Consider the following 25308-nt stretch of genomic DNA (forward strand, 5'->3'; position numbering starts at 1 on the left):
TCCTCAGGGCAGCAGCGGGCAGACCTCCAGCCAGGCGTCCAGCTCGCGGGCACGGGGGAGGCCGTTGAGCAGGGGGCGCACCGGCCGGGTCGGAGCGACGAGCATCTTGATCATCCGCAGCTCGATGATCTGCTCACGTGACAGTTCCCGCCACCGCGGCCCCAGCTCCCGGGCAGTTGCCGGGTCGTCCATCGGCATCAGGTCCAGCACGCTGTCGAGCAGCCGAGCCGGATCGCGCAACGGGACTCCCGCCCGCGGCCCGACCTTCTGCAGCAGCACGGACGTCAGATTGTGGTCCCGGTGCTGCCATTCCAGGCCCTTCTTACCCACGGAACTCTCGGCCGCGGCCAGCAGCTGCAGCCAGGCGTCCGACACGGCGAGCCACTGCGGCCCGTCCAGTTCCGGGGCCGCCTCGATGGTCCGCGCCGCAAACATCTGGGCAGCGGCCAGCCAGTCGTTGACGTCTCCCTGCGCGGTCCGCACTCCGTCCGGGGACCAGCGCTGTACGTGGCCGTCCAGGTTGAGGGTCGCCAGATCATCGAAGTGGTAGGTCACCAGAACTGCACTCCCGCCGCGGCGAAGGCTTCTCTGCCGATCTCCAGGCTCTCCAGCGAGGGCTTGAAGTGTCCGCTGTGGTTGTTCAAGCTCGTACCGAAGTATCCCACCTCCTTGTTCCCCGCTATCTGAGCTTCCCCGGCGGCCCTCACCGGCGCGCCACCGCTGAGCACCGGATGGCTGAGTTCCTCCTGCGCCACTGTTTTGGGCATGATCACCAGAGAATTGTCCTCAAGAACAGCCCATTTGACGATGTCACCGGATCCCTCGAAGTCGATGTACCGGTCAAACTGGGCGGTACCGGGCCGGGCCGGTGTGATGCCGAGCCGCTCGGCGAGCGCAAGCTCCTGTGCCAAGTCCGGTGCCAATAGGTTCTTGAACAACTGACAGGAGTTGTGCACCAGCACCTGCGCGTCGCCCGCGAAATAGGTGTGGTCGCCCTCGACCTCGAAGGTGAACACCGGCACCACGCCCCGCAGGACGCGGACCGCACCGACCTTGGCATCGCCTCCGCCCTGCCGCGGCAGCCGGTAGCCCGCCCGCAGGTCCCGTGCGGGGGTCCAGCCCTTGCCCGTCACCCAGAACGGATGCCCGGGGGTGGCCCGCACAGCGCCGTGGTCCGTACCGACGGACACCAGCGCGTCCGCACTGTGGCGGTACAGCTCGGTGATCCGCCGCAGCCGTTTCTTGCCGGTGCGCGGATCGGCCGCCCACACCCGGTCGCCGACCCGGAGGTCTTCGATCTTCTTGGTCCCGCCTGCCACGGCGACCGGCGTGCCGGCCGGGAAGCAGTTGGCGGCGGCACGGGCGAGCCGCTCCAGGGCGGCCAGCGAGGCCGGGTTGATACCGGAGGCCCGGACGGACGCGAGCGCTTCCTCGATGCCGGAGCCCGCACGGATGGCGTCACGCAGCGCCTTCACGCTGCGGCCGATGGCCTTGATGATGGCCGGCGCGGCCAGACTCGCCGCCGCCCAGGCACAGCCGCTCACCTCGCCATGGGCGCAGTCGATGTAGTCCTGGACCATGCCGGTGGCGACCGACTTGAGTACTTCCGCCGTCAGCTTCCAGCCGTTGACGTGGATCTTGCCGGGCTTGGTGAAGTCGATCGGCGCGCTGCCCAGGTAGTCGCCGGTGAAGTGACCGATGCACGCGGCGTCGGAGGTGTTCGGCAGCGTGCAGGTCAGCAGGATGAAGTGCGCCTTGCCGGTGATGTGGTGCGTGACGTCGATCTCACAGCCGACGTCCGAGCCCGTGTGGCTGCCTTCGCAGTCGCCGTCGGACGTGATGGTGTCCTGGAGACCCTCGGTGAAGGAGACGATGCCCGACGCGCCCGAGGGGCCACTGTCGCTCATCCGGACCGTCTCGCGTTGAGCGTCCTCGGCCCGCTCGGCCCGGGTGGCCGAGTCCTCGGCCTCCTTCGCCAGCTCCCGGGAACGCGCTGCCGAGGCTTCCGCCGCGTCCGCGTCGCGGTCCGCCTTGTCGGCGATGCCGCGGGCCGTGGCCGCGTCGACCTCGGCCGCGTCCGCCGCTCCTCGCGCCGATGACGCGTCCTTCTCTGCCTCGGTAGCCGACTCCCGCGCCGCTGTGGCATACCCGCCCGCGATGGTGGCGGCGGACTGGGCAGCCTCCGCGTCGGCGGTGGCCTGCCGGTCGTACTCGACGGTGCGGGCCTCGGACTTCTTGGCCGCCTTCGCCGCCTCGGCTGCCTCCGCGGCGGACGCACCGGCCCGGTCCGCCGATTCCACCGCCTGTCGCGCGGATTCGGCGGCCGCCGCGGCCGCCTCGGCCGCCGCCTTGGCGTCGGCCGCCGCCTTGGCGGCCAGTGCCTTCGCGGCGATGGCCGCCAAGGCCGCCTGATCGGCCTTGGCCTTCGCGACGGCCCGCTGCTGCTCGGCAGCGGTCTTCGCGGCCTGCCCGGTCAGCACGGCCAGCCCCGCCGAGGCGTCGGTCTCCTTGTAGGGAGAGCCGAGCTCGATGGCGTCGTTGGCCGGCTTGATGACCTGTGCGGCGGAGTCACGGGCAGCCTGCGCCGCCTGCGCGGTGGCATAGGCGAATCCGGCTGTGCGCACCGCGGAAACCGCGGCGCCGGTGGCTTCCAGGCGGGCCATGACGGCGTTCGCCTGTGCCTTGGCGGCCTGGGATCTGGCGGTCTCGGCATAGGCTTTGGCCGCACGGGCGTTCTGTGCCGCCGCCTCGGATGCCGCAATGGCCTCGGCAGCGGCCGCATGGGCCTTCTTCACCGCCGCGTTGGTGATGGCGACATCAGCCTTCGCCCCGTCGGCCGCGGCCTGCGACCGGGAGGCGGCCGCCTCCGCCCGGGTCGCGGCCTCGCGTGCGTTCATCGCCGCGCTCGTGGCCTCGTTCGCCGCGCGCCGGGCCTCGGTGGCCGCAGTGGTCGCCCGGTTGGCTGCGGCTCTCGCGTCGCTGGCCGCCGCACGGGCCTCACCGGCAGCCGACGTCCCTTCGACGGCGGCGGCATGTGCCTCAAGGGCGTTGGCCCGCGCCGACAGGGCGTCGCGGTCGCGCTCGGCCGTACGGGCGCCGTCCCGCGCCCGGGTCGCCTTGCGTTCGGCTTCGAGCGCGGCTTCTTTCTTCTGGCTCGCGGTGTTCCCCGCCGCGCGCGCGTCGGTCAGTGCATCAGCGGCCTTCGCTCTCTGCTGCTGCGCCCGTTCCTCGGCCGAGGCGGCGTTGGCCCGCTCTCTCTCGGCCCTCTCCTTCTCCGCCTTGGCCAGATCCCGCTCACGCTCGGCGGTGGCCCGCTTCGCCTTGGCGTCGGCCGCGGCTTCCTTGGCCGTCTTCTCCGCTGCCTCGGCCTTGGCCTGGGCTTCCTTGGCCTTGGTGGCGTTCGCGGCAGCTTCTTTGGCCTGGACGGCTGCCCCGTCGGCGGCCTCCTTGGCCTGGGCGGCGGCCTCCTCTGCCGCCTTACGCCGGAACTCCGCCTTGGTGGCATGGGATTGCGTCACAGCCAGGGCGTTGAGTGTCTTGCTGTCCGCGGCCGACGCCCGGGTGGCGTGGACCGCGGTCTCCGTCGCCTTGGCGGCAGCCTGGGTGGCGGCGGCCGACGCCTTGACGATCTGCGCGGCCTGCTGGGCGTACATCAGACCGCGGCCCCTGGGCTGTCCCGCCCGGTCGGCGATGGCGTACGCCTCCTGCTGGGCCGCATGGGCCCGCTCGCTCTGCGACTTCGCCGACAGTGCCGCACGCGACCCGCATAGAGCCGTCCCGAGGCGCGGGCCCGTGCCTGGGATATGCGGGTTTTCACCGTCTCGAACTCGGCTTTGGTGGGGTAGTCCACGCCGGCCTTCTCGGGGCTCACAGCAAGGTAGTACGCCTGCCATTCGGTCAGCCGACTGGCGATCAAGGACTGCCCGAGGGATTCGGCCATGGCCTGTGCCGCCACGGCCAGATCCGAGGACGCCTTCGCCTCGGCGGCGAGGATGACGTCCCGCTGCGCCTTCTGGCCGTCGAGTTCGCTCTGCCATTCGGCCGACGCGGTCGCCAGCTCACCGTCGAGTACCTGGTGCGGGTCGGGCGGATCGGCGCTCGCGCAGGAAGCGAAGCGGGCTTTCAGGTTCTCGACATCGATGCGGTATTCCATGGAGTCCGCGGCGGGCGCGGAGGTGGGGAAGCCGCCGTTCTGCAGGAAGATCCGCGCGTCGTCCGCGTACATGGGGTGCATGAAGGTCATGCCCTCCCATGCCTTCCAGTCCGCGTAGTCCTCCTTGCGGTCCTCGGAGTAGCGGCTGGTGGCGATCTTCGATACAGCGTCGGCGGACTCCTTTCCCGCGGCCGGGGTCAGGTCCGCGTAGAAGTCGGATTCTTTCTGCCAGAACCGGTCGGACATCCAGCCCATGAGGCCGGTCTGCTGGAAAATGGAGGGGTCACGGGGTGTCCAGGTGAAACCCGTGACGGTGTAACCCGGTGGTATCTGCCGGACGTTCAAGGACTCGTCCCAGACGCGGTTCCGGCCGTCGAGCTCCGCCACCTTGCCGTCGGACCACGCCTGGTCCTTTTCGTAGGCCGTGGCCAGCGGGGTTTTCTTCCAGTACTCCGGGTCCGCGGCAGCATGCAGCTCGTCCGGGGTACCGCTGAGCCCGGAGCGGGCCAGGGCCTTCATGGCCGGCCCGCCCTTGCGCAGGACATTCGACAGCAGGCACTGCTCCGCGCGGATCTGCGCGGCTCCGGCCGAGGACGATCCTGCCGGTGCGGAAGCCGTGGCATTCGCGGGCAGCGGGGTCAGCTCGCTGCCGGACAGTGTGACGGCGACCGCGGCCACCAGGGAGGTGGCGGCAATCAGCCGGGACTGCCCGCGTCGGTCACGCGGGAGCTTGGGGGGTCTTTTCTTACGCATGAGTCATCAGCCGATCTGCTGCGTGGAGTTGTCCGGCGCACGTGTCGCGCATACGGACAGGGCACTCAGGAGGCGGGGCCGAAGCGACGTACGCCTGGCCGGGAAAGCGGAGGCAAGGTGGGCGCACACGGGCCCTGGTACCAGCACGCCGGTACTGGGCCACTGTGTAACGGGCGTGTCAGAAGAGGACGTTGTACGCGCCCCAGCCGCCCGTGCCGATCTTCACACGGGCAGCGAACGGCGCGTTGGACTCGCCCGTTCCTTCGAACAGCCACAGCGCGCCCGCCGGGTCCCTCGCGATCAGGTCGGCCTTCCCGTCACCGTCGGTGTCCCCGGCGGAGACCAGGGCGTCGTAGGCATTCCAGCCGGTGCCGACGGTCACCCGTGAGCCGAGCGCGACGTCGGCCGCGGCGTTGCCGGTGCCCGGGTAGATGTACAGGATTCCTTTGGTGTCCCGGGCCAGCAGGTCGGCTTTACCGTCGCCGGTGTAGTCACCGCGTCCGGCGATGCCGGTCATGGCGTTCCAGCCGCCGGATCCGATCCGGATCCGGCCGGCAAGCGTTCCGTCCGGCCTGCCCTGGTAGAGCCAGAGAGCGCCCTCCTTGTCACGGCCCACCAGGTCCGGCTCGGCACTGCCGCCCAGATTGCCCGCGCAGATCAACAGGGTGTAGATGTCCCAGCCGCCACCGATGACCTTGGTTTCGCCACCACGCTCGGCGGTGTAGTAGAGCGTGTTCTCCATGCGGAGGTATAAGTCGTTGCCCGCACCGCCGTCCGAGATGTCGGCTTGGACGAGGGCGGTCGCCTCGCCGTACCCCCCGCCGAGGTCCACCCCGGCCCGCAGGCCACCGGTCCGGTCCGGTTCGTAGTCATAGAGATGGCCGTCGGCCTTGCGCCCGAACAGGGGGTACGAGGAGGCCGCGGCGGATGCGGCCCGCTGGGGTGGCACCCGGTCGGCTGCCGCGGCCGCTGACGACAACGGCGCCGGACCGGATGGCATCACCACGAGCGCCGCGGCGACGGCGAGGCCCATGGTGCACACCCGCCGCCCGGCGTGCCGGGCGGCCGAGGAATCTGAACATGGGAGTTGGCAGTCCTCACAGAAAGGGTGGGCACGGAGACACCCATGGGCAGCCCGATCGGCTGTTCCTGGTGCCTGTGCACCGGGTCCACGACCGCGGCGGGATCACTGTAGAGATACGCATGATGCCCGTGAAGGCAATGTGAAACTACGTGACTAAATAGTGTTGTTGGTACGGAAACACTGCGATACCTGATCAACTTGTCCTGGACCGTCTCGACTTGTTCCGCACCGACCACCGCTTCGCCACCAAAAGGCCCATGCCCGCCTTCGGAAAGGCGGGCATGGACCGTAAGGCTCAACGGGACGGGAGGGCGGGCGGCGGTCGTCACCCCGTTATCGACTGATGCAGCCCCGGAATCGTCAGGGTGCCGCCGAACTGGCCCGCCTGGGTGATCTTGACCTTGGTGAAGTACGCGAAGGGGACGTTGAGCGGCGGCGGGTGCTCCGGGTCGAAGACGATCGGGATCAGGCCGAAGAGGTTGCCCTGGAGGCGTTCGGTGTACATCGTGACCTTGCCGCCCCGGATCGTGGAGGTCGAGCCCGCCGCCGCCTGGACGTGGTACTTCTTCCCGGCCGGGCCGTCCACGATCTGGTGGAGGTCGCCGATGTCGATGCTGTCGGCGGTGAACTTCAGGGCCTGCTTGGTACGGCCGTCGGGCATCGTGAGGTTGACGACGCCCTCGTAGTCCAGGCCGCGCAGTGTCAGCCCGCTGGACTCCAGGTACCAGGGCTGGTTCGGGACGGTGGCCGGGGGCCGCTCGTCCGTGCCGGCGGTCTTCTTCTCCTCGACGCAGGGGAACGGCTTCTTGCCGTCCGCGTCGGGGGCACCCGGGTCGGCGCTGCCGCTGGGCGACGGGGAGGCCGACGGCGAGGCGTCGTCCGCCTTGTCCTTGGCGTCCTTCGCCGCGTCCTTCGCGGCCTTTCCGGCCTTGCCGGTGGCGTCCCCGGCCGCTTCGCCCGCCTTGCCGACGGCGTCCTTCAGCGGGCCGGTGGGCTGGGTGGAGGGTTGGTCCGCGGGTTTGCCGGTGCCGGAGTTCCCCGAGGGTGACGGGGACGGCGTCGCGCCGGGGCCGGCCGGTTTGTCCTGGCCGGGGTGGAAGACGTCGTGCAGCTTCTTGCCCACGCCCAGGGGGTCGTACCAGGGGTTCTGCTCCGAGGAGGAAGAGGAGGCCGACGGGGACGGGGTGGGCGCGGGGGCCTTTCCGGCCTTGTCCGGGGAGGGGGAAGTCCGGGAGGAGGCGTCGGGGGACGGGGTGGGCGCGGTGTCCGTACCACCGGCGGCCTGGTCCTTGCCGGGCCTGGCGGACTTGCCGTCCTCGGCCGCCTTGTCCTCAGCGGCCTTGTCCTTGGCCGCTTTCTCCTTCTCGGCCTTCTCCTTTTCGGCCTTTTCCTTGGCGGCCTTCTCCTTCTCGGCCTTGTCCTTCGCCGCCTTGTCCTTCGCGTCCTGCTCCCCCTTGTCGGGAGCGCTGACGCACGGGCCGTTCCTGAAGGGGCTTTCCGGCGGCTGCGGCTTGGCCATCGCCAGCTGCGGGGTCAGGCCCATGCCCATCAGGACGGCGGACGGCATCGCGGCGATGGCGATCGCCTTGCCCGCGGGCACGTGCAGCCGGGTCAGCAGCGGCTTGCGCGGGGCCGCGTGGCGCGGCCCCGTTCTCGCCCCCGGGGCGGCCGCGTTCGTCTCGTGCAGCTCGTCACCCGGCACTGTGCCTCCCGTTCGTCCCGTTGACCGGGCTCGCTCCTGACAGGTCGTCCGGTGTGCCGCCCACGGGCCGGGCCGGGGTGCCGTCCTCGGGGGCGAGGGGCTTGCCCGGCGCCCAGGAGACCCCCAGCGCACCGCCGATCAGGCCGAGCACGAAGCCGACCATGAAGGCGCCGAAGTTGGAGACCACCAGGGAGACCAGGGACAGCAGGATCGCCGCCACGCCCGCGAAGACGCGGGAGGCGGGCTGGAACCACATGGTCAGGCCGAGCACGACCAGGAGTACGCCGATGATCAGCGAGCCGGCGCCCGCGGTCGTCGCCATCCGGACGGTCAGGGAGCCGATCGTGAGGTTCGCGTAGGGGATGTACATGATCGGGAATCCGGCCAGCAGCGTCAGCACCCCGCCCCAGAACGGGCGCTGACCCCGCCACTCCCGGAACGAAGTGCGCTTGCGGCCGATGCTCTCGTTCAGCCGTGGTCGCGTGTCGGCGCTCATGTCGTACAGCTCCTCGGGACTGGCTCATCGGTGGTACGTGAGCTGGGGTGCGTGGTGCGGCGGCCGCCGGCGTACGGGTACGGGGCGCGCGGACGGCGGGACGCTCCCGCCGCGCGCACCCCCCGCCCCCGTACGCTCAGGGCGTCAGTAGCACTCGTTCTTGCCGCGGCTGACGTTCATGTGCAGACCGCTGAGCTTGAACGTGCCGGCCGTGGTGGCCCAGGCGCGCTGCTTGACCTTCTCGAAGTGCACGCTGTCGGCCTGCTGGGCGAAGGAGTTGGGGAGGTACTGTCCCCGGCCGCTCTCGCCGGGCTTCGCCGGTCCCGGGCCCTTGGTGGTGTGGTCCACCGAGACACCGATGTCGACGTTGGTGAACGTCGCGTTGGTCTGCAGGTCGTCGGCGTCGATGTAGAGCTTCTTCGCCTCGACCCGCGGGCCGCCGTTGCCACCGGCCTCGAGCTGCATCGTCACGTCACCGAAGATCGGCACCGGCACGACGACCGACTGGCACAGGTTGGTGATCTTCGCCGAGTTCATGCCCACCACGGCGACCGGGTGCTGCCCCTTGTCACCGCCGTCGAGGGCGCCGTACTGGACGAACCCTTCACCGTCGAGTTCGGACGCGGTGACCTTGAACTGCTGGCCGGAGACGCTGAACGACGCCGCCAGCGCGCCCTGCGCGATGGCGACACCGATGGCCGCCGTCGCCGCGACGCTCGGGACCATGACGACCGCGAACCGCTTCCATCTGGTCCCGCCACGAGCCAGGGACTCCATGACTTTCCTCCTTCTCGGACGTACATCTCCGGTTGCGGTCCACGTCTCGGGAGACGGCGGCCGTACCTGGGATGGGAGAAGTGCTACGTCCTCGGGAAGGAGAGCGCCCGTATCGAAAGGCGTACAGGCGTAGCGCGTTCCGAAGCACCGGCGATCACCCCCGAGCGACAACCACTGGCCACGCTCACGCGCGGCCTTTGTCGGACAGGCCCTGCCGGGTGGGCAGGAACCCCCCTGTCCAGGACCGGTGGCGGTGCCGCCGGCCACTCGGTGGGGACCCGTCGCCCCCGCGACGCCGACCGGTTGCCGGGCGGGGGAAATGGACCGAGCGTGGCCGATCGTGGTGCATCGGAAGCCGTCGCACAAGGGGTTCGTTACTTGCGAGTAACGGAGAGATAACCGGCGGGCGACAGCGCGAAATCGGGCACGCACCCAGGGTCGTCGCCAACGGTGATGCGACATGGGGGAATCACGGACAAAAGCCGTCGAATCACAGCACTGCTCTTACTCCAAGTAACAGCGGCCACGATTACCAAGATTTGGTAAAGCGTGGCCGCTGCTGAGGAAGAGGCCCCCGCGCTTCAGGAGACGCGGGAGACGGAGCGCCGATGGCTCAGAAGAGCACCCGCGCCAGTGCCGTACGCGCCGAAATCACCCGCGGGTCCTCGGCGCCGATGACCTCGAAGAGCTCCAGCAGCCGCACCCGTGCGGCCTCGCGGTCGTCGCCGGCCGTGCGCCTCACGGTGTCCACCAGCCGCCCGAAGGCATCCTCGACATGCCCGCCGACCAGGTCCAGGTCGGCCGCCTTGATCTGCGCCTGCACGTCGCCCGGGGCGTCGGCCGCGTCCTTGCGCACCTGTTGCGGGTCCAGGTCCTGGACTCGCTGGAGGAGTTCGGCCTGCGCGAGGCCCAGCTTGGCCTCCGGGTTGGCCGGGTCGTCCGCGAGGACGTTCTTGTACGCCTGGACGGCACCGGCGAGGTCGCCGTTGTCCAGCGCCTGGTTCGCGGCCTCCAGCAGCGCGTCGTACGGGCCGGCCGGCGCGGGGGCGTCCTCCTGGGGCGCGGCGTCGGCCGGGTCGACCGGCGCGCCCACGATCCCGAACTGCTGCTCGGCGGCCTGGACGAGCTGGTCCAGCACCTGGCGGATCTGCGCCTCCGGGGCCGCGCCCTGGAACAGCGGGATCGGCTGGCCCGCGACGACCGCGAAGACCGCCGGGATGCCCTGCACGCCGAACTGCTGGAACAGCGCCTGGTTGCGGTCGACGTCGATCTTGGCCAGGACGAACTTGCCGGCGTACTCCCCCGCCAGCCGCTCCAGCAGCGGGCCGAGCTGCTTGCACGGCTCGCACCACTCGGCCCAGAAGTCGATGACGACCGGCACCTCGGTGGAGCGCTGGAGGATGTCCTGCTGGAACCCCGCCTCGTCGACGTCGTACACCAGCCGGGCGCCACCGGCGGGCTTGCCCGTGCGGGCGGCTTCGGCGCGCGCCTGCTCCGCCTTCTGCTTCGCTTCCCCGGCCGCCTTCACCGCGGCGAGGTCGACGACTCCACTCATGGACATGTTGCGTGGCTGCATGGGCCTATCCTCCCCCCTTCCGCGGACCGTTGCGAAAAGCGGTGCCGAAAATTCACGGTGCGCGAAAAACGCGCGGCGCCGGTCCCGTCCGTGCGGCCCGCCGGTGTGCCGGCGCAGGACGGTGGTGCCGCGTTCCCGCCGGTCCCGGAGGTCCGGTGGATGCCGCGTACGGCCCCGGGTCCCCACCCGCGGCCTGTGGTTGTCGCGTCGGGGCGCGCCGCGTCGGCGGACCCTTTCGCTACGACCCGTAGCGTAACTGTGCGGCGCCCCGGCCCGGCAACCCCTGCCGCGAACCGCGGGAGTGATCTGCCTCACGAGGGCGGGCCCACCCTCCCGTACTGGCCGGTATGGTCGCCCGCATGCACCGCTGCCCCCTCACCGGCACCCGCTCCCCCGAGGGCCGTACGGGCCCCAGGGGCCGCACCGGCCGGCCGCGCAGCGCCGAGGCGGACCGCGCGATCCTCGGCGCGACCCGCGCCGCGCTGGTCGAGCTGGGCTGGGGCAAGCTGACGATGAGCGATGTGGCGGCCCGCGCCGGGGTGGCCAAGACGACCCTCTACCGCCGCTGGGCCAACAAGAACGAGCTGGTCGTGGACGCGGTGGCGGTCCTCTTCGACGAGCTGGAGCTGCCCGACCGCGGCTGTCTCCAGGCGGACATCGAGGGCGTGGTCCTGCAGTTCGCGTCGCTGCTGGCACGTCCGGAGACCAAGACGGCGCTGATGGCGGTGGTCGCCGAGTCCACCACCGACGAGGCGCTGCGGCTGCGCATCCGCTCCGCGGTGGTGGAGCGGCAGAAGCGGCTGGTGGTCCTCGGGCGGGAGCGGGCGCAGGAGCGCGGGGAGCTGCCGCCGGACGCGGCCGGCGAGGAGGGCGCGGCGGCGGCCGGGCGGGCGGTGGGCCTGATCTTCGACGTGATCGCGGGCGCGGTCGTGCACCGGGCGCTGGTCAGCGCGGAGCCGGTGGACGAGCTGTGGGCGCAGCAGTTCAGCACGCTGCTGCTGGCCGGGCTGGGCGGGCTCGCGGAAACGGAGGCGGGCCCGTCCGGCGCGTAGCGCTCCGGACGGGCCCGGCCGGCCCCGCGGGTCTCAGACCTGGTAGCGGTCCGCCGCGAACAGGTGGACGTGCTCCGCCACCCACTCGGACGTCCGCTTCAGGCCCTCCTCCAGGGACACTTCGGGCGTCCAGCCCGCCCATTCGCGTGCCCGCGAATTGTCCGAAAGCAGTCGCTGGACCTCGCTGCCGGCGGGCCGCAGCCGGGAGCCCTCGACCACCACCTCGGCGTCCCGCCCGGACGCGGCGATCAGGGCCCGCGCCAGGTCGCCGATGGAGATCTCGCGCCCCGTACCGAGGTTGACGACCTCGCCGAGCGCCCGGTCGCAGTCGGCCACCGCGAGGAAGCCGGCCGCGGTGTCGGTGACGTAGGTGAAGTCGCGGGTCGGTGCGAGCGAGCCGAGCCGGATCTCCCGGGACCCGGAGTGCAGTTGGGCGAGGATGGTGGGGATCACGGCGCGCGCGGACTGGCGCGGGCCGTAGGTGTTGAACGGGCGCACCACGGTGACCGGCAGTTCGAAGGCGTGCCAGTGGGACAGCGCCATCATGTCCGCGCCGATCTTCGAGGCGGAGTACGGGGACTGCGGCTGCAGCGGGTGGTCCTCGCCGATCGGCGCGGTCAGGGCGGTGCCGTACACCTCGCTGGTGGAGGTGTGCACCAGGCGGCGCACGGAGTGCCGGCGGCAGGCCTCGGCGATGTTCTCGGTGCCCACGACGTTGGTCTGCACGTAGGCGCCGGGCGAGTCGTAGCTGTACGGGATGCCGATCAGGGCCGCGAGGTGGAAGACCGTGTCGCAGCCGGCCACCGCGTCGGAGACCCGGCCCGCGTCGCGCACGTCGCCCGCGATCATCTCGACCGGGCTGTCCGGCCCGAGGTGGCGCGCGAGGTGGCCCTTTTCGGCGTACGGCTTGTAGTGGACGAAGGCGCGCACCTTCGCGCCGTATCCGACGAGCTGGTCGACGAGGGTGGAGCCGATGAAGCCCTCGGCACCGGTGACCAGGACGGTGCGGCCCTTCCAGCGGGCTTCCATGGTGGCGTGGTCGGTGGTGGTCATGCGCTCTCCTTGAAGGTTCGCGGGTAGGGGGCGGGGTGGGTCGCGACGTGGCCGGCCAGCTCCAGGACCTTGGCGGCCAGCAGGTCGGCGGCCTGTGCGTGGGTGCCGGGGTCGGCGGCCTGGCCCATGGCGGCGAGCCGGTGGGGGTCGTCGAGGAGCGGTGTGACGAGCGCGTCCAGGCGCTCCGCGGTGGTCTCGGCGTCCGGCAGCAGGGCGGCGGCGCCCGCGTCGGACAGCACCCGCGCGTTGTGCGTCTGGTGGTCGCCGGGCGCGTGCGGGTACGGCACCAGGACCGCCGGCATGCCGATCGTGGCCAGTTCGGCGACGGTCGCCGAACCGGCCCGGCACACCACCAGGTCGGCGGCGGCGTAGGCCAGGTCCATCCGGTCCAGGTACGGGACGGCCTCGGCGACCGCCGCGCCGCCCGTCGCGGCAAGCCGCTCCCGGGTCTCGTCCAGGGCGGCGGGCCCGGTCTTGATCAGCAGCCGCAGGTCGTTACGGGAGCGGTAGCGGGCCGCGAGCCCGACCGCCGCCGCGGTGAGCCGGGCCGCGCCCAGGCTGCCGCCGTTGACGAGCAGCAGCCGGACGCCTTCCGGTATGCCCAGTTCGCGGCGGGCGCGGGCCCGCAGGGCCGTACGGTCCAGCGTGGCCAGCGGCCCGACCAGCGGCATGCCGACCGTCTCGGCGTGCTCGCCGCCCGCCAGGTGCTCGCGGCTGCGGTCGAAGGCGAGCGCGATGTGCGGGGTGAGCCGGGCGGCGAACTTGTTGGCCCGGCCCGGCACCGCGTTGGACTCGTGGATCAGGCTGGGCAGCCCGGCCAGCCGCGCGCCGACGATGACCGGCGCGCTCGGGTAGCCGCCCATGCCGACGGCGACCTGGGCGCCCTGGGTGCGCAGGATCGAGCGGCACTGGTTGCCGGATCTCAGCAGCGCGGCGGGCAGCAGATACCGCTTGGCGCCGAGCGACGGGTCGAAGGGGATCATGTCCACGGTGTGCAGGCGGTAGCCGGCCTGCGGGATGAGCCGCGTCTCCAGCCCGCGTTCCGTGCCGACGAAGGAGACCACCGCGTCGGGCACCGCCCGGCGCAGGGCGTCCGCGAGGGCGAGCCCGGGATAGATGTGGCCGCCGGTACCTCCCGCACCGATGACGACCGAAAGTGGTGTGCGCATGGCCGCCACGCTCGCGAGGCGCCCTAAGAAGGTTCTAAGACGGACTTTTGGCAGCCTGTGTGCATGCCGTCCACGCCTGCACCGCACCCCGCCGGCCGGAGCGCCGCCCCGCAGCCCGCCGCGCCCCCGCCGAAGATCCTCGTCGTCGACGACGAACCGGAGGTGCGGGCCGCCGTCGAGGACGGCCTGAGCGTGGAGGGGTACGCGGTGCGCGGCGCGTCCGACGGACTCGCCGCGCTCTCCGAGGTCGCCTCCTGGCAGCCGGACGCGATCGTGCTGGACGTGATGATGCCGGTGCTGGACGGCCTGGCGGTGTGCCGGCGGCTGCGCGCGCTGGACGACCGTACGCCGATCCTGGTGCTGACCGCGCTGGACTCGGTCAGCGAGCGGGTGGACGGGCTGGACGCGGGCGCCGACGACTACCTCGTCAAGCCGTTCGCGCTGGACGAGCTGGTCGCGCGGGTGCGGGCGCTGCTGCGCCGCGCCTCGGCCGCGGCGGCCGACGACACCTCGCTGTCCTTCGCCGACCTGGTCGTGGACCCCGTCACGCGTACCGGCCACCGGGGCGGCAGGCCGCTGGAGTTCAGCCGTACGGAATGGGCGCTGCTGGAACTGCTCCTGCTGCACCCCGGACAGGTGATGCCGCGCGAACTGATCCTGGAGCGGGTCTGGGGCCGCGACTTCGGGCCGGACTCCAACTCCCTTGCCGTATACGTCGGTTACCTGCGCCGCAAGCTGGAGGCGGACGGCGAACCGCGGCTGGTGCACACCGTGCACGGCGTCGGCTACCGCCTGGACGAGCCGGACCAGCCGGGCAGAGAGACCGGGACCGAGCGGAACGGCAGGACCCGCAGGCCGCGCCGTGGCGGCAGAACGGACCGGGCATGAGCGGCCGGCGCGGTCTGGGCGCGCGCTGGCGTCGGCACCGCCCGCTGCGGACGCGGCTGGCGATCGCCACGTCCGCCGCCGTGGCGGTGGTGGCGGTCGGCATCTGCGTGGCGGCGTTCTTCATCACCAAGCACCAGATGACCCGTCAGCTCGATTTCAACCTGGCGCAGACGGCCAATCAGTACACGCAGCAGTACCTCAAGGACGGCCCGTCGGCCGGGGACACGGGCTGCCGCTACCTGGCCGTTCCCTGCGTCCAGTCGGCCCCCGCCGACCCGTCCAAGGACCCGCGCAGCCCGTATGCACTACCGGTCGACGACGACACCCGCGCAGTCGCCGCCGGGCGCCGAACGGCGTACTACAAGAAGTTGACCGTGGCCGGCTGGCCGGTGCGGATGTACACCACGAAACTGCCCGGCAAGCACCAGGCGCTCCAGGTGGCGCTGCGCTCGGACGTCGTACAGCGCGGTGTCCAGAAGGCCGCGCTGGCGCTGGCCGGGGTCGGCGGAACAGGCGTCCTGCTGGCGGCCGGGCTCGGCTACTGGGTCTCGCGTACGGGCCTGGCGCCGGTCGCCCGGCTCACCGCCACCGCCGAACGGATCGCCGCCACCCGCGACGCCCGGCACCGCATCGAGCTGCCCCCCGGGCCGCCAGGACGCCAGGACGAGATCACCCGGCTGGCCGCCAGCTTCAACACCATGCTCGGCGAGTTGGAGCAGTCGGTGGCGGCGCAGCGGCGGCTGGTCGCGGACGCCTCCCATGAGCTGCGCACACCGCTGACCGCGCTGCGCACCAACGCCGAACTCCTCGCCCGCTCCGACCGGCTGACCGACACCCAGCGCGACCGGGCGTCCGGCGCGCTGGGCCGCCAGCTGCGCGAGGTCACCACGCTGGTCAACGACCTGATCGAACTGGCCAGGGACGAGGAGCCGCAGCCGCTGGTGGAGCAGGTGCGCCCGGCGGTGCTGCTGGAGCACGCGGTGGAGGCGGCGCGCGGGCACTGGCCGGAGATCGGGTTCACCGTACGGACCGACGAGGCGGCGGCCGGGGCGGCCGTCCCCGGCGTTCCGGCGCGGCTGTCCCGGCTGCTGTCCAACCTGCTCGACAACGCGGCGAAGTTCTCGCCGCCGGGCGGCCCGGTCGAGACCGCGCTGACCGTTTCGGCGGGCGCGCTGGAGCTGACCGTACGCGACCACGGCCCCGGCATCTCGGCCGAGGACCTGCCGCACGTCTTCGACCGCTTCTACCGCGCCGAGGCGGCCCGCGCGCTGCCGGGCTCGGGCCTCGGCCTGGCCATGGCCCGCCAGATCGCCCGCGCGCACCACGCCGAACTGACGGCAGCGCAGGCGCCGGGCGGCGGGGCGGTCTTCCGCCTGCGCTTCCCGGCGGGGTAGGACAAGAACGCGTACTACCCTGGGCCGGAATCACGGCCGGGGCCGTGGACGGAGACCGGCCGGTGCCGGGCGGATCGGGAGGGCGGGCAGTGAGCGGACGCGCGCGTCGTGCGCTGCCGGGCTTCCTGCCCCGCGCGCTGGCCGGGGTGTGGGCCGTGCTGCTGGTTCTCGCCGGGACGTCTGGTGCGGCGGTGGCCGGTGCGCCCGGTGCGGCCCTGACCGGTACGCCCAGTACGGCGGGTGCCGCTTCCACCCCGCTGGGGCCCGGCCCGCTCGCCGTCTCCAGCCCGGCAGCCGCCCCTTCCGGCCCCGTCGACACCGCTTACCGGCCATCCTCCGCCGCCCCTCAGGCACTCACCGCGCACTCCACGCCTGTCCCTCCCCGGGCCGACGCCCGGACCACCCCCGCCCACCCGCGCGCCGACGTCCGGACCGCCCCCGACCGCCCGGTGGCGCGTCAGTCCGCCACCGCCCACGTCCACGCGGTCCTTCCCCACCCGCGCTTCCCGGGCCTGCCGGGCGCGCTGCCGTCCGTGGCCCCCGCGCCGCGCCACTCCCCCTTCGGGTACGGCGAGACCGTCGGGCCCCGCCAGGAACGGGCGCCGCCCGGAACCCGGTACTCCCCGCGCAGCCCGCGCGCCCCGCCCTTCGTACGGAGCAGCTGACGCCCCAGGCGCCCGGCCGCCCGCGGCACCGGCATGCCCCGCGACGCCCTCGCGCCGCGGCGGACCGGTGCGCGCCGCCGCCCGGCGCTCCGCCTCCGTATCCCTGAAGGGGAGACCCATGCCGTCCCGCGCACCGTCGCGGCGTCACTGGCGTGCGCTGCTCGCGCTCGCCGCCGTCGCCGTGTCGCTGTTCCTCGCCCTGACCACGCCCGCCCGCCTCGGCCTCGACCTGCGCGGCGGGACCCAGATCGTCCTGGAGACCAAGGACTCGCCCACCGCACGTGCCGACTCCGCCGCCACCGACCGGGCCCTGGAGGTGCTGCGGCAGCGGGTCGACGCGCTCGGCGTCGCCGAACCGTCGCTGTCCCGCTCCGGTGAGAAGCGCATCGTCGCCGAACTGCCCGGCGTACGGGACCCGAAGGAGGCCGTCGAGGTCATCGGCCGTACCGCGCAGCTCACGTTCCATCCCGTCCTCGGGACCACGCAGGATCCGAAGGGCACGCCGGAGGCGAAGGCCAAGGGAGACCGCACCCGTGTCCTCCCCGACCCCGACGCCCCCGGCCAGGCCCTGCGGCTCGGCCCGCCCGCGCTGACCGGCGAGGGCGTCAAGGACGCGGAGGCCGTCTTCGACGCGCAGGGCGGGCGCGGCTGGACCGTCGACCTGGCTTTCCGGGGCGCCGCCGCCGACGCCTGGGCCCGGATCACCGGCGAGGCGGCGTGTGCGGCGCCCGGCGATCCGGCGCGGCGGGTGGCGATCGTCCTGGACGGCAAGGTCATCTCGGCGCCCGGCATGCAGCAGAGCGTGCCCTGCAAGACCGGCATCCCCGGTGGAAACGCGCAGATCACGGGCGGGTTCAGTGACGCCGAGGCCCGCGACCTGGCGGCCCTGGTCAAGGGCGGCGCCCTGCCGGTGCCCGTCGAGGTCGTCGAACAGCGCACCGTCGGCCCGACGCTGGGCGCCGACGCCATCAAGGCCAGCGCCACCGCCGCGGTCATCGGCCTGCTGTGCACCGGCGCGTTCGTGATCGTCGTCTACCGGCTGCTGGGCGCGCTGGCCACGGTGGCCCTCGCCGCGTACGGGCTGCTCTCGTACGCCGTGCTGGTCGCCCTGGGCGCCACCCTCACCCTCCCCGGGCTCGCCGGTTTCGTGCTGGCGATCGGTATGGCGGTGGACGCCAACGTGCTGGTCTTCGAGCGGGCCCGGGAGGAGTACGCACGCCGCGCGGCCCGCTCCGGCGGGGATCTGCGGCGCCCGCTGCGCGAGGGCTTCGGCAAGGCGTTCAGCGCGATCATCGACTCGAACGTGACCACGCTGCTCGCCGCCGGCCTGCTGTTCTTCTTCGCCACCGGCCCGGTCAAGGGCTTCGGTGTGACCCTGTCCATCGGCGTGCTGGCCTCGATGGTCTCCGCGCTGGTCATCACCCGGGTGCTGGCGGAGTGGGCGGTGCGCCGGCGCTCCGTGCGGCGGCGGCCCGCGCTCACCGGGATGGCGTCCGAGGGGCGGGTACGGCGCCGGCTGGCCCGGCGCGAGCCGCGGCTGATGCGGCACCGCCGCACCTGGCTGGGCATCGGCGCCGGTCTGCTGCTGTTCGCCGTCGCCGGGATCGGCGTCCGGGGCCTGGAGTTCGGCGTGGAGTTCACCGGCGGCCGGCTCGTCGAGTACAGCACCAGCCGTACGGTGGACGCCGGGACGGCGCGCGCAGCTGTCGCCGACGCGGGCTTCCCGCGCGCGGTGGTCCAGGAGTCGGGCGACGGCGGCATCACCGTACGGACCGAGCGGCTGACCGACGCCGAGCAGGACCGTATCCGCGCGTCCCTCCAGAAGCCCGGCGGCACGGTCGAGGTCGAACGGGACGAGAAGATCGGGCCCAGCATGGGCAGCGAGCTGCGCGGCAAGGCGCTGATCGCGCTGGGCATCGCGGTCGCCGCCCAGCTGGTCTATCTGAGCATCCGCTTCCGCTGGACGTTCGCGACGGCGGCGGTGCTCGCCATGGTGCAGGACGTGGTGCTGGTGGTGGGCCTGTTCGCCTGGCTGGGCAAGCCGGTGGACAGCGTCTTCCTGGCGGCGCTGCTGACCGTCGTCGGCTACTCCGTCAACGACACGGTCGTGCTCTTCGACCGTGTACGGGAGCTGCGGCGCGGTGCCAAGGGCGACCGGGCGGCGCGCGGTCCCGAAGGGCTGGCCCGGCTCGCCGACCGGGCGATCGTGCAGACCGTGCCACGCACGGTGAACACCGGCATGGGCGCCCTGTTCGTCCTGGCGGCCCTCGCGGTGCTGGGCGGCGACTCGCTGGCCGACTTCTCCGTGGCGCTGCTCGCGGGCGTCCTGTTCGGCATCGCCTCGACCGTCTTCACCGCCACCCCGGCCGCCGTCCTCCTGGAGGGCCGCCACCCGGCCCCGGAGGCACCGGTCTCCCGGCCGCGCGACAAGGCCAGGACGGGGACGGGAGCGGTGGTCTGACACAGCACCGGGGGCGGGACCGCGCACGGCCCCGCCCCCGGTACGTACTGTCCCTAGAAGCCCGCGGGCTCCGTGTACACGCCCCACTCGTCGCGGAGCACGTTGCAGATCTCGCCGAGCGTGGCCTCGGCCCGTACGGCCTCCAGCATCGGCTCGATCATGTTGCCGCCGTCGCGCGCGGCGGCGAGCATCGCGTCCAGCGAGGAGCGCACCCGGGCGTCGTCGCGGGCCGCCTTGCGGTCCCCGAGCACCCGCACCTGCTCGCGCTCGACCTCGTGGCTGACGCGCAGGATCTCCAGGTCGCCGGTGACCGAGCCGTGGTGGCAGTTGACGCCGACGACCTTCTTCTCGCCCTTCTCCAGCGCCTGCTGGTACTGGAAGGCGGACTCGGCGATCTCGCCGGTGAACCAGCCGTCCTCGATGCCGCGCAGGATGCCGGAGGTGATGGGGCCAATGGGGTGCTGCCCGTCGGGCACAGCCCGCGTGCCGCGCTCCTTGATCTGCTCGAAGATCTTCTCGGCGTCGGCCTCGATCCGGTCGGTCAGCGCCTCGACGAACCACGAACCGCCCAGCGGGTCCGCGACGTTGGCGACGCCGGTCTCCTCCATCAGCACCTGCTGCGTGCGCAGCGCGATCTCCGCGGCCTGCTCGCTGGGCAGGGCGAGGGTCTCGTCCAGCGCGTTCGTGTGCAGGGAGTTGGTGCCGCCGAGGACCGCGGCGAGCGCTTCCACGGCCGTACGGACGACGTTGTTGTACGGCTGCTGGGCGGTCAGCGAGACGCCGGCGGTCTGCGTGTGGAAGCGCAGCCACTGGGCCTTCTCGCTGGTGGCGCCGTACACGTCGCGCATCCAGCGGGCCCAGATGCGGCGGGCCGCCCGGAACTTCGCGATCTCCTCGAAGAAGTCCACATGGGCGTCGAAGAAGAAGGACAGGCCGGGCGCGAAGGTGTTCACGTCCAGGCCGCGGGAGAGGCCCAGCTCGACGTAGCCGAAGCCGTCGGCGAGGGTGTACGCCAGCTCCTGCGCGGCCGTCGCGCCCGCCTCGCGGATGTGGTAGCCGGAGACCGACAGCGGCTTGTACGCGGGGATGGAGCGCGCGCAGTGCTCCATCAGGTCGCCGATCAGGCGCAGGTGGGGCTCGGGCGGGAAGAGCCACTCCTTCTGCGCGATGTACTCCTTGAAGATGTCGGTCTGGAGCGTGCCGTTCAGGACGCCCGGGTCCACGCCCTGGCGCTCGGCGGCGACCAGGTACATGCAGAAGACCGGGACGGCCGGGCCGGAGATCGTCATCGAGGTCGTCACGTCGCCCAGCGGGATGTCCTTGAACAGGACCTCCATGTCGGCGGCGGAGTCGATGGCGACGCCGCAGTGGCCGACCTCGCCGAGCGAGCGCGGGTCGTCGGAGTCGCGGCCCATCAGGGTCGGCATGTCGAACGCGACCGAGAGGCCGCCGCCGCCGGCCTTGAGGATCATCTTGTAGCGCTCGTTGGTCTGCTCGGCGTTGCCGAAGCCCGCGAACTGGCGGATGGTCCAGGTGCGGCCGCGGTAGCCGGTCGGGTACAGCCCGCGGGTGAACGGGTACTCACCGGGCCAGCCGATGCGCTCGAAGCCGTCGACGGTGTCGCCGGGGCGGGGGCCGTACGCCGGCTCGACGGGATCGCCGGAGAGCGTGGTGAAGTCCGCGTCCCGCTTGCGGGCGGAGTCGTACCGGGCCTGCCAGCGGCGGCGGCCCTCTTCGATGGCTTCAGCGTCCATACCGACAAATTTACTTGGACGTCCTAGTAATTGTCGATGGCAAGCCGGGAACGCCCTTCGGGCGGCCCCGTGAAGAGCAGGGAAAGCGCAGGTGGGACGGATGGCAGCGAAAACGCCGGCCGGGACGGCTCCCGGCCGGCGCGCCGCGGTGCGGGGCTCAGACCTTGGCGGGCTGCGGCGTACCGTCCGCGACCAGCGGCTCGATCTCGCGGACGACCTTGCGCTCGACGAAGAAGGCGGCGGTCGGGATGGTGCCGGAGATCAGCACCCACAGCAGCTTGCCGAACTTCCACTTCGCCTTGGAGCCCAGGTCGAAGGCGAAGACCAGGTAGATGATGTAGAGCACGCCGTGGATCTGGGAGACCACGAGGGTCAGGTCCTTGCCCGTGCCGAAGCCGTACTTGGCCACCATGCAGGCGCACAGCACGAGGAGCATCACGGCAGTGACGTAGGCCATCACCCGGTAGCGGGTCAGCACGCTTCGTTTCATGGTCCGAGCGTAACCGCCCGTTCCGGGGCGATCTTCGCCGCCCCTACCACGGATCAGTCGTCCTTGAAATCCCCGGCCGCCACGCGCAGCGGACGCAGCAGCGCGAAGATCTCCGCGCACTCCTCGGCGTCATAGGCGCCCAGGCCGAAGTCCATCGCCATCAGGTCGCGGGTGGCCGCGTCGCAGACCTCGCGCCCCTTGGGGGTGATGGAGGCCAGCGTGCCGCGCCCGTCGTTGGGGTTCGGCCGCTTGTCGACCAGGCGGGCCTTGACCAGCCGGTCCACGGTGTTGGTCACCGAGGTCGGATGGACCATCAGCCGCTCCCCGATCTTCGACATGGGCAGCTCGCCCGCCTTGGAGAAGGTGAGCAGCACCAGCGCCTCATACCGCGCGAACGTCAGGCCGTACGGCTTGAGCACCGCGTCCACCTCGGACAGCAGGATCTGGTGGGCACGCATGACCGAGGTGATGGCGGCCATGGACGGCACGGCGCCCCATCGCTGCTGCCACAGTTCATCGGCACGGGCGATGGGGTCGAAGGCAAGACTGAGCGGCTTCGGCACGCCACCGACCCTACCGGTCGGTCATATCGTGGTCAGCCCTGTCTCGCTTTTCGGTACGCATACTGTTCACTCCGCGGGCCCCGAGAGCACGGGCCGGCCGGCGCGGGTCCGCCGCACCTCCGCCACCACCAGCAGCACGCACACCACCCCCACCACCCCGCCCGCCGGCATCGCCACCCACAGGGGCGTGTACTCCGCGGCGACGCCCGCCGCGCCCATCCCCAGGCCCATGATCGTCATGCGGCCCGCCTGCATCACCGTCATGGCCTGCCCCAGCAGCTCGTCGGGGACGGCGGCGACGAACCAGCGGTCCACGCCGAAGTTGTACGCGATGCCGGTGCCGGTCAGGACGAGCAGCACCACCGCCCAGCCCAGCGACGGGCGGAAGGCGAAGCCGAGGGACGGCAGGACGCAGAAGACGCCCAGCGGGAACGTCAGCCGGGCCCGGGCGCGCGGGCCGAGGAACGTGCCGACCAGCGTCTCGGCGGTGATCGCGCCCACCGGCATGGCGCACATCAGCAGCCCCGCGCCTGCCGGTCCCGCGCCGAGCAGGTCCGCGTACGGGATGAGCAGCGCCTCGGGGACGACGACGAACGTCGGCGGCAGCCAGGTCAGCAGCAGGAGCGCCCGGATGCGGCGGTCGGCCAGCAGGCGGCGGGTGCCGGACAGCGAGGTGCCCAGCAGCGCGCCGCGGGCCGTCTGGCGCGCCGGCCGGGCGCGGGTGCCCAGGCGCAGCAGCAGCGCCGAGCCGAGGAACGTACCGGCCGTGATGGCGAGCACCGTGCCGGGCGTCACCGTGGCCAGCAGCAGCCCGCCCGCCGCGAAGCCGACGAGCTGCGCGCTCTGGTTGACGATGCGGATCAGCGAGCGGCCCATGACGAAGAGGTCGCCCTCCCCCAGTACGTCGCCGAGCGTCGCGGCCCGCGTGCCCGCGAAGACGGGGGCGATGGCGGCGGTCGCGCAGCGCAGCGCCAGCAGCACCGCGACCGGCGTGCCCGGGACGACCATCGCGGCGGCGCAGCCCGCGCACAGCAGATCGCAGACGACGAGGACGCGGCGGGCCGGGTAGCGGTCGGCGATCGCGGAGAGCAGCGTGCCGCCGATGACGTACGGCAGCAGGCCGAGCGCGAACGTCAGCGCGCTGAGCAGCGGCGATCCGGTGAGCCGGTAGACCAGCACGGACAGCGCGATCTCGCAGACGACGACGCCGAGGGCGGACAGGAGGTGCGCGGCGAAGACGGAGCGGAATTCGGGGACGGCGAAGACGAGACGGTATCCGGCACCGGGGGCCGGGGCGGGGGCCGTGGGCTCCGGGGGCGCGGCCGGGTCCGGGCACGGTGCGGTGGGGCCCGTGGCGGCGGGCCCGGAAGGCGTCGGCATGACGGCAGCGTGCCGGGCCGGTCCGTAGGGCCCCAGTCTTTCGGCGACAGCCGAATTCAGGGGACGACCGGCCGCAGGGCGGGAAGAGTGGGGGTGTGAGGAAAGGGGGGCCGCGGCCATGCCGCTGGACATGCGCTTCGGCGCGGAGGACCTGCTGCGCATCCGCTTCGCCATCTCGCCGCTGTGCGAGACGCACGAGGCCGTACGGACACTGTTACGCACCGACCGGCACGGCTACCACCTGCCCTGGCTGCGGCGGATGCGCGCCGCGGTGGCGGGCCTGGACCTGTCCGCGCTGTGGCTGCTGATGCCGTCACCGAACCCCGGCTACACCCCGGACTTCCTGGGGCCGCCGCCGCAGTCGTCGCTCGCACCGTTCGAAGAGGAGCTGGCGCGGGTACGGGCCACGGACCCGGCCATCGCCCACGCGGAGCTGGCCAAGTCGCTGGCCTGTACGCCGGGCGCGGCCGAGTCCCCGCGGGGCCGGGCGATGCTGGCGGACCCGGCCGCCGCCGTACAGGAGCTGGCCGATGTCACCGAGCTGGCCTGGCGCGCGCTGCTGGAGGCGGACTGGCCGCGGCTGCGCGCGCTGCTGGAGGCGGAGGTCGCCTACCGGTCACGGCAGCTGGCGGGCGAAGGGCTGGAGAAGCTGTTCGCGGACCTCAGCCCGCGGATCACCTGGTCGGACGGCACCCTCACGGTCCGCACCCGCGCCCGGTTCCTCCAGATCCAGGACCTGGACGGCCGGGGCGTGCTGCTGATGCCGAGCGTCTTCGTATGGCCCGACGTGGTCAGCGCGTACGAGCCGCACTGGCAGCCCACCGTGATCTACCCGGCGCGCGGCATCGGCGGGCTGTGGCACGAGCCGCGGACCGGGCGGGCGCTGGCCCGGCTGCTCGGCGTGAACCGGGCGGCGGTGCTCACCGCGCTGGACGAGCCGGCGTCCACCACGGCGCTGGCGCACCGGCTGGGCCTGGCGCCGTCGTCGGTGTCCGCGCAGCTGTCCGTGCTGCGCGACGCCGGACTGCTGACGTCGCGCCGGCACGGGCACCAGGTGCTGTACGAGCGCACGCCACTGGGCATCGCGCTCAGCGCGGGCGGCCCGCGGCCGGGCTGAGCGCGGACCCGGTTCTCAGTCCTCGCGGCCCGCCGCGAGGTGGCGCTCGACGGTCTCGACCTTGGAGGTCAGGCCGTCGGTGACGCCGGGCCTGATATCGGCCTTCAGGACCAGCGAGACCCGCCCGGCGCGTGCCTCGACGGCGGCCACGGCGCGCTTGACGACGTCCATGACCTCGTCCCACTCGCCCTCGATGGACGTGAACATGGCGTCCGTACGGTTGGGCAGCCCGGACTCGCGGACCACCCGTACGGCGTCGGCGACGTACTCCCCGACGTCCTCACCGACCCCCAGCGGGCTGACCGAAAACGCGACGATCATGCGTTGACCACGCCTTCCCGGCGGGCGCGGGCGGCGATGACGACGGCCTCGGCCTCCCGCTTGAGGCGGCGGTCGGCGATGAACCCGCCGGTCGGCACGATGGACAGGACGAAGTAGAGGGCGGCGGTCCCGAAGGACCACTTCGTGCGGTTCCAGGCGTCCAGCCAGAAGAGCACGTACAGGATGAACAGCACGCCGTGCACCGGGCCCAGGACCGGCACCGCGTTGAAGTCGGTCGTGTACTTCAGGATGGTGCAGACGATCAGCAGCAACCAGGAAGCGGCTTCGGGCACGGACGCCAGGCGGAGCCGGCGCAGGGCGGATGCGGTCTTGATGTCCACGGGAACCTCGTTCGGGTGGCAGGTGGCGGCACGGTGCGCTTGTGCGGCATTTCACAAGGGCGTCACCATTGTTGCAGGCCCGTAAAGGATCACTGTTCAGGGGTCGGCGCGCCGGTTAC

The 25308-nt window shown here is 72.4% G+C and carries 22 protein-coding genes; 6 read left to right on the forward strand and 16 right to left on the reverse strand.

All coding sequences use genetic code 11. The features are described 5' to 3' along the window. Positions 1-3 precede the first annotated feature (3 nt). From CP984_RS12160 to CP984_RS12200, 8 genes are all read right to left on the reverse strand, one after another. Positions 4-555, reverse strand: coding sequence for a hypothetical protein (locus CP984_RS12160; protein WP_003982586.1), 552 nt, complete (start codon positions 553-555; stop codon positions 4-6). Next, entirely contained in the window at positions 552-3653 is a 3102-nt protein-coding gene (locus CP984_RS12165; protein ID WP_050498912.1) for a Hint domain-containing protein, read from the reverse strand. Before CP984_RS12165 ends, CP984_RS12160 begins: the two co-directional genes overlap by 4 nt. Then, entirely contained in the window at positions 3653-4906 is a 1254-nt protein-coding gene (locus CP984_RS12170; protein ID WP_030182806.1) for a hypothetical protein, read from the reverse strand. The genes CP984_RS12165 and CP984_RS12170 overlap by 1 nt, the downstream gene beginning before the upstream one ends. A 178-nt stretch (positions 4907-5084) precedes the next feature. Then, entirely contained in the window at positions 5085-5939 is an 855-nt protein-coding gene (locus CP984_RS12175; protein WP_003982587.1) for an FG-GAP repeat domain-containing protein, read from the reverse strand. 376 nt (positions 5940-6315) lie between these two features. Next, complete coding sequence (locus tag CP984_RS12180) at positions 6316-7692, reverse strand: hypothetical protein (RefSeq protein ID WP_003982588.1); 1377 nt, start codon at positions 7690-7692, stop codon at positions 6316-6318. Beyond that, positions 7682-8188, reverse strand: a complete 507-nt coding sequence (locus tag CP984_RS12185; protein ID WP_003982589.1) for a DUF6114 domain-containing protein — start codon at positions 8186-8188, stop codon at positions 7682-7684. Before CP984_RS12185 ends, CP984_RS12180 begins: the two co-directional genes overlap by 11 nt. Positions 8189-8332: 144 nt before the next feature. Further along, positions 8333-8965 (reverse strand): DUF6230 family protein, encoded by a 633-nt coding sequence (locus tag CP984_RS12190; RefSeq protein WP_003982590.1) that lies wholly within the window; start codon positions 8963-8965, stop codon positions 8333-8335. Between the two features lie 613 nt (positions 8966-9578). Beyond that, positions 9579-10541 (reverse strand): tetratricopeptide repeat protein, encoded by a 963-nt coding sequence (locus CP984_RS12200; protein WP_003982591.1) that lies wholly within the window; start codon positions 10539-10541, stop codon positions 9579-9581. A gap of 347 nt (positions 10542-10888) precedes the next feature. Between CP984_RS12200 and CP984_RS12205 the strand changes: the two genes are divergently transcribed. Beyond that, entirely contained in the window at positions 10889-11593 is a 705-nt protein-coding gene (locus CP984_RS12205; protein WP_003982592.1) for a TetR/AcrR family transcriptional regulator, read from the forward strand. Between the two features lie 33 nt (positions 11594-11626). On the opposite strand, the gene CP984_RS12210 is transcribed toward CP984_RS12205, so the two are convergent. Together CP984_RS12210 and CP984_RS12215 are read right to left on the reverse strand one after the other, a co-directional pair. Further along, entirely contained in the window at positions 11627-12646 is a 1020-nt protein-coding gene (locus tag CP984_RS12210; RefSeq protein WP_003982593.1) for a GDP-mannose 4,6-dehydratase, read from the reverse strand. Continuing rightward, entirely contained in the window at positions 12643-13815 is a 1173-nt protein-coding gene (locus CP984_RS12215) for a UDP-N-acetylglucosamine--N-acetylmuramyl-(pentapeptide) pyrophosphoryl-undecaprenol N-acetylglucosamine transferase (protein WP_032920955.1), read from the reverse strand. The genes CP984_RS12210 and CP984_RS12215 overlap by 4 nt, the downstream gene beginning before the upstream one ends. Before the next feature lie 63 nt (positions 13816-13878). Between CP984_RS12215 and CP984_RS12220 the strand changes: the two genes are divergently transcribed. The 4 genes from CP984_RS12220 to secD all read left to right on the forward strand — a co-directional run bounded on the left by CP984_RS12220 (position 13879) and on the right by secD (position 19223). Then, the gene (locus CP984_RS12220) at positions 13879-14703 is read left to right on the forward strand and encodes a response regulator transcription factor (RefSeq protein ID WP_003982595.1); all 825 of its coding nucleotides are present in this window, start codon (positions 13879-13881) and stop codon (positions 14701-14703) included. Further along, positions 14700-16097: a sensor histidine kinase gene (locus CP984_RS12225; RefSeq protein ID WP_003982596.1), complete on the forward strand. Its 1398-nt coding sequence runs from the start codon at positions 14700-14702 to the stop codon at positions 16095-16097. Before CP984_RS12220 ends, CP984_RS12225 begins: the two co-directional genes overlap by 4 nt. Positions 16098-16186: 89 nt before the next feature. After that, the gene (locus CP984_RS12230) at positions 16187-16762 is read left to right on the forward strand and encodes a hypothetical protein (protein ID WP_003982597.1); all 576 of its coding nucleotides are present in this window, start codon (positions 16187-16189) and stop codon (positions 16760-16762) included. 118 nt (positions 16763-16880) lie between these two features. Continuing rightward, positions 16881-19223, forward strand: a complete 2343-nt coding sequence (secD, locus tag CP984_RS12235; RefSeq protein WP_003982598.1) for a protein translocase subunit SecD — start codon at positions 16881-16883, stop codon at positions 19221-19223. Positions 19224-19276: 53 nt separating this feature from the next. Here the strand turns inward: secD and CP984_RS12240 are convergent, their stop codons facing one another. The 4 genes from CP984_RS12240 to CP984_RS12255 form a co-directional block, all read right to left on the reverse strand. After that, positions 19277-20977, reverse strand: coding sequence for an acyl-CoA mutase large subunit family protein (locus CP984_RS12240; RefSeq protein ID WP_003982599.1), 1701 nt, complete (start codon positions 20975-20977; stop codon positions 19277-19279). Positions 20978-21134: 157 nt separating this feature from the next. Beyond that, positions 21135-21467, reverse strand: a complete 333-nt coding sequence (locus tag CP984_RS12245; RefSeq protein WP_003982600.1) for a DUF3817 domain-containing protein — start codon at positions 21465-21467, stop codon at positions 21135-21137. A gap of 53 nt (positions 21468-21520) precedes the next feature. Then, entirely contained in the window at positions 21521-22030 is a 510-nt protein-coding gene (locus tag CP984_RS12250; protein WP_003982601.1) for a MarR family winged helix-turn-helix transcriptional regulator, read from the reverse strand. A gap of 66 nt (positions 22031-22096) precedes the next feature. Next, positions 22097-23410: an MFS transporter gene (locus CP984_RS12255; protein WP_003982603.1), complete on the reverse strand. Its 1314-nt coding sequence runs from the start codon at positions 23408-23410 to the stop codon at positions 22097-22099. Positions 23411-23528: 118 nt separating this feature from the next. Here CP984_RS12255 and CP984_RS12260 point away from each other — a divergent pair, with 118 nt between their 5' ends. Then, entirely contained in the window at positions 23529-24527 is a 999-nt protein-coding gene (locus tag CP984_RS12260; protein WP_003982604.1) for an ArsR/SmtB family transcription factor, read from the forward strand. Positions 24528-24542: 15 nt separating this feature from the next. Here CP984_RS12260 and CP984_RS12265 read toward each other — a convergent pair whose 3' ends face one another. Both CP984_RS12265 and CP984_RS12270 read right to left on the reverse strand, forming a co-directional pair. Then, positions 24543-24848, reverse strand: a complete 306-nt coding sequence (locus tag CP984_RS12265) for an MTH1187 family thiamine-binding protein (protein ID WP_003982605.1) — start codon at positions 24846-24848, stop codon at positions 24543-24545. Next, the gene (locus CP984_RS12270; RefSeq protein ID WP_003982606.1) at positions 24845-25189 is read right to left on the reverse strand and encodes a DUF3817 domain-containing protein; all 345 of its coding nucleotides are present in this window, start codon (positions 25187-25189) and stop codon (positions 24845-24847) included. Before CP984_RS12270 ends, CP984_RS12265 begins: the two co-directional genes overlap by 4 nt. Positions 25190-25308 lie beyond the last annotated feature (119 nt).

Source organism: Streptomyces rimosus, from assembly GCF_008704655.1.
GTDB lineage: Bacteria > Actinomycetota > Actinomycetes > Streptomycetales > Streptomycetaceae > Streptomyces > Streptomyces rimosus.

Bases quoted from the DNA above. Each gene is read 5' to 3' on its own strand.
- CP984_RS12175 (WP_003982587.1), bottom strand. From the start codon at position 5,939: ATGGGCCTCGCCGTCGCCGCGGCGCTCGTGGTGATGCCATCCGGTCCG.
- CP984_RS12245 (WP_003982600.1), bottom strand. From the start codon at position 21,467: ATGAAACGAAGCGTGCTGACCCGCTACCGGGTGATGGCCTACGTCACT.
- CP984_RS12200 (WP_003982591.1), bottom strand. From the start codon at position 10,541: ATGCAGCCACGCAACATGTCCATGAGTGGAGTCGTCGACCTCGCCGCG.
- CP984_RS12265 (WP_003982605.1), bottom strand. From the start codon at position 24,848: ATGATCGTCGCGTTTTCGGTCAGCCCGCTGGGGGTCGGTGAGGACGTC.
- CP984_RS12225 (WP_003982596.1), top strand. From the start codon at position 14,700: ATGAGCGGCCGGCGCGGTCTGGGCGCGCGCTGGCGTCGGCACCGCCCG.
- CP984_RS12260 (WP_003982604.1), top strand. From the start codon at position 23,529: ATGCCGCTGGACATGCGCTTCGGCGCGGAGGACCTGCTGCGCATCCGC.
- CP984_RS12170 (WP_030182806.1), bottom strand. From the start codon at position 4,906: ATGCGTAAGAAAAGACCCCCCAAGCTCCCGCGTGACCGACGCGGGCAG.
- CP984_RS12185 (WP_003982589.1), bottom strand. From the start codon at position 8,188: ATGAGCGCCGACACGCGACCACGGCTGAACGAGAGCATCGGCCGCAAG.
- secD (WP_003982598.1), top strand. From the start codon at position 16,881: ATGCCGTCCCGCGCACCGTCGCGGCGTCACTGGCGTGCGCTGCTCGCG.
- CP984_RS12205 (WP_003982592.1), top strand. From the start codon at position 10,889: ATGGTCGCCCGCATGCACCGCTGCCCCCTCACCGGCACCCGCTCCCCC.
- CP984_RS12240 (WP_003982599.1), bottom strand. From the start codon at position 20,977: ATGGACGCTGAAGCCATCGAAGAGGGCCGCCGCCGCTGGCAGGCCCGG.
- CP984_RS12190 (WP_003982590.1), bottom strand. From the start codon at position 8,965: ATGGAGTCCCTGGCTCGTGGCGGGACCAGATGGAAGCGGTTCGCGGTC.
- CP984_RS12255 (WP_003982603.1), bottom strand. From the start codon at position 23,410: ATGCCGACGCCTTCCGGGCCCGCCGCCACGGGCCCCACCGCACCGTGC.
- CP984_RS12215 (WP_032920955.1), bottom strand. From the start codon at position 13,815: ATGCGCACACCACTTTCGGTCGTCATCGGTGCGGGAGGTACCGGCGGC.
- CP984_RS12165 (WP_050498912.1), bottom strand. From the start codon at position 3,653: ATGTACGCCCAGCAGGCCGCGCAGATCGTCAAGGCGTCGGCCGCCGCC.
- CP984_RS12220 (WP_003982595.1), top strand. From the start codon at position 13,879: ATGCCGTCCACGCCTGCACCGCACCCCGCCGGCCGGAGCGCCGCCCCG.
- CP984_RS12210 (WP_003982593.1), bottom strand. From the start codon at position 12,646: ATGACCACCACCGACCACGCCACCATGGAAGCCCGCTGGAAGGGCCGC.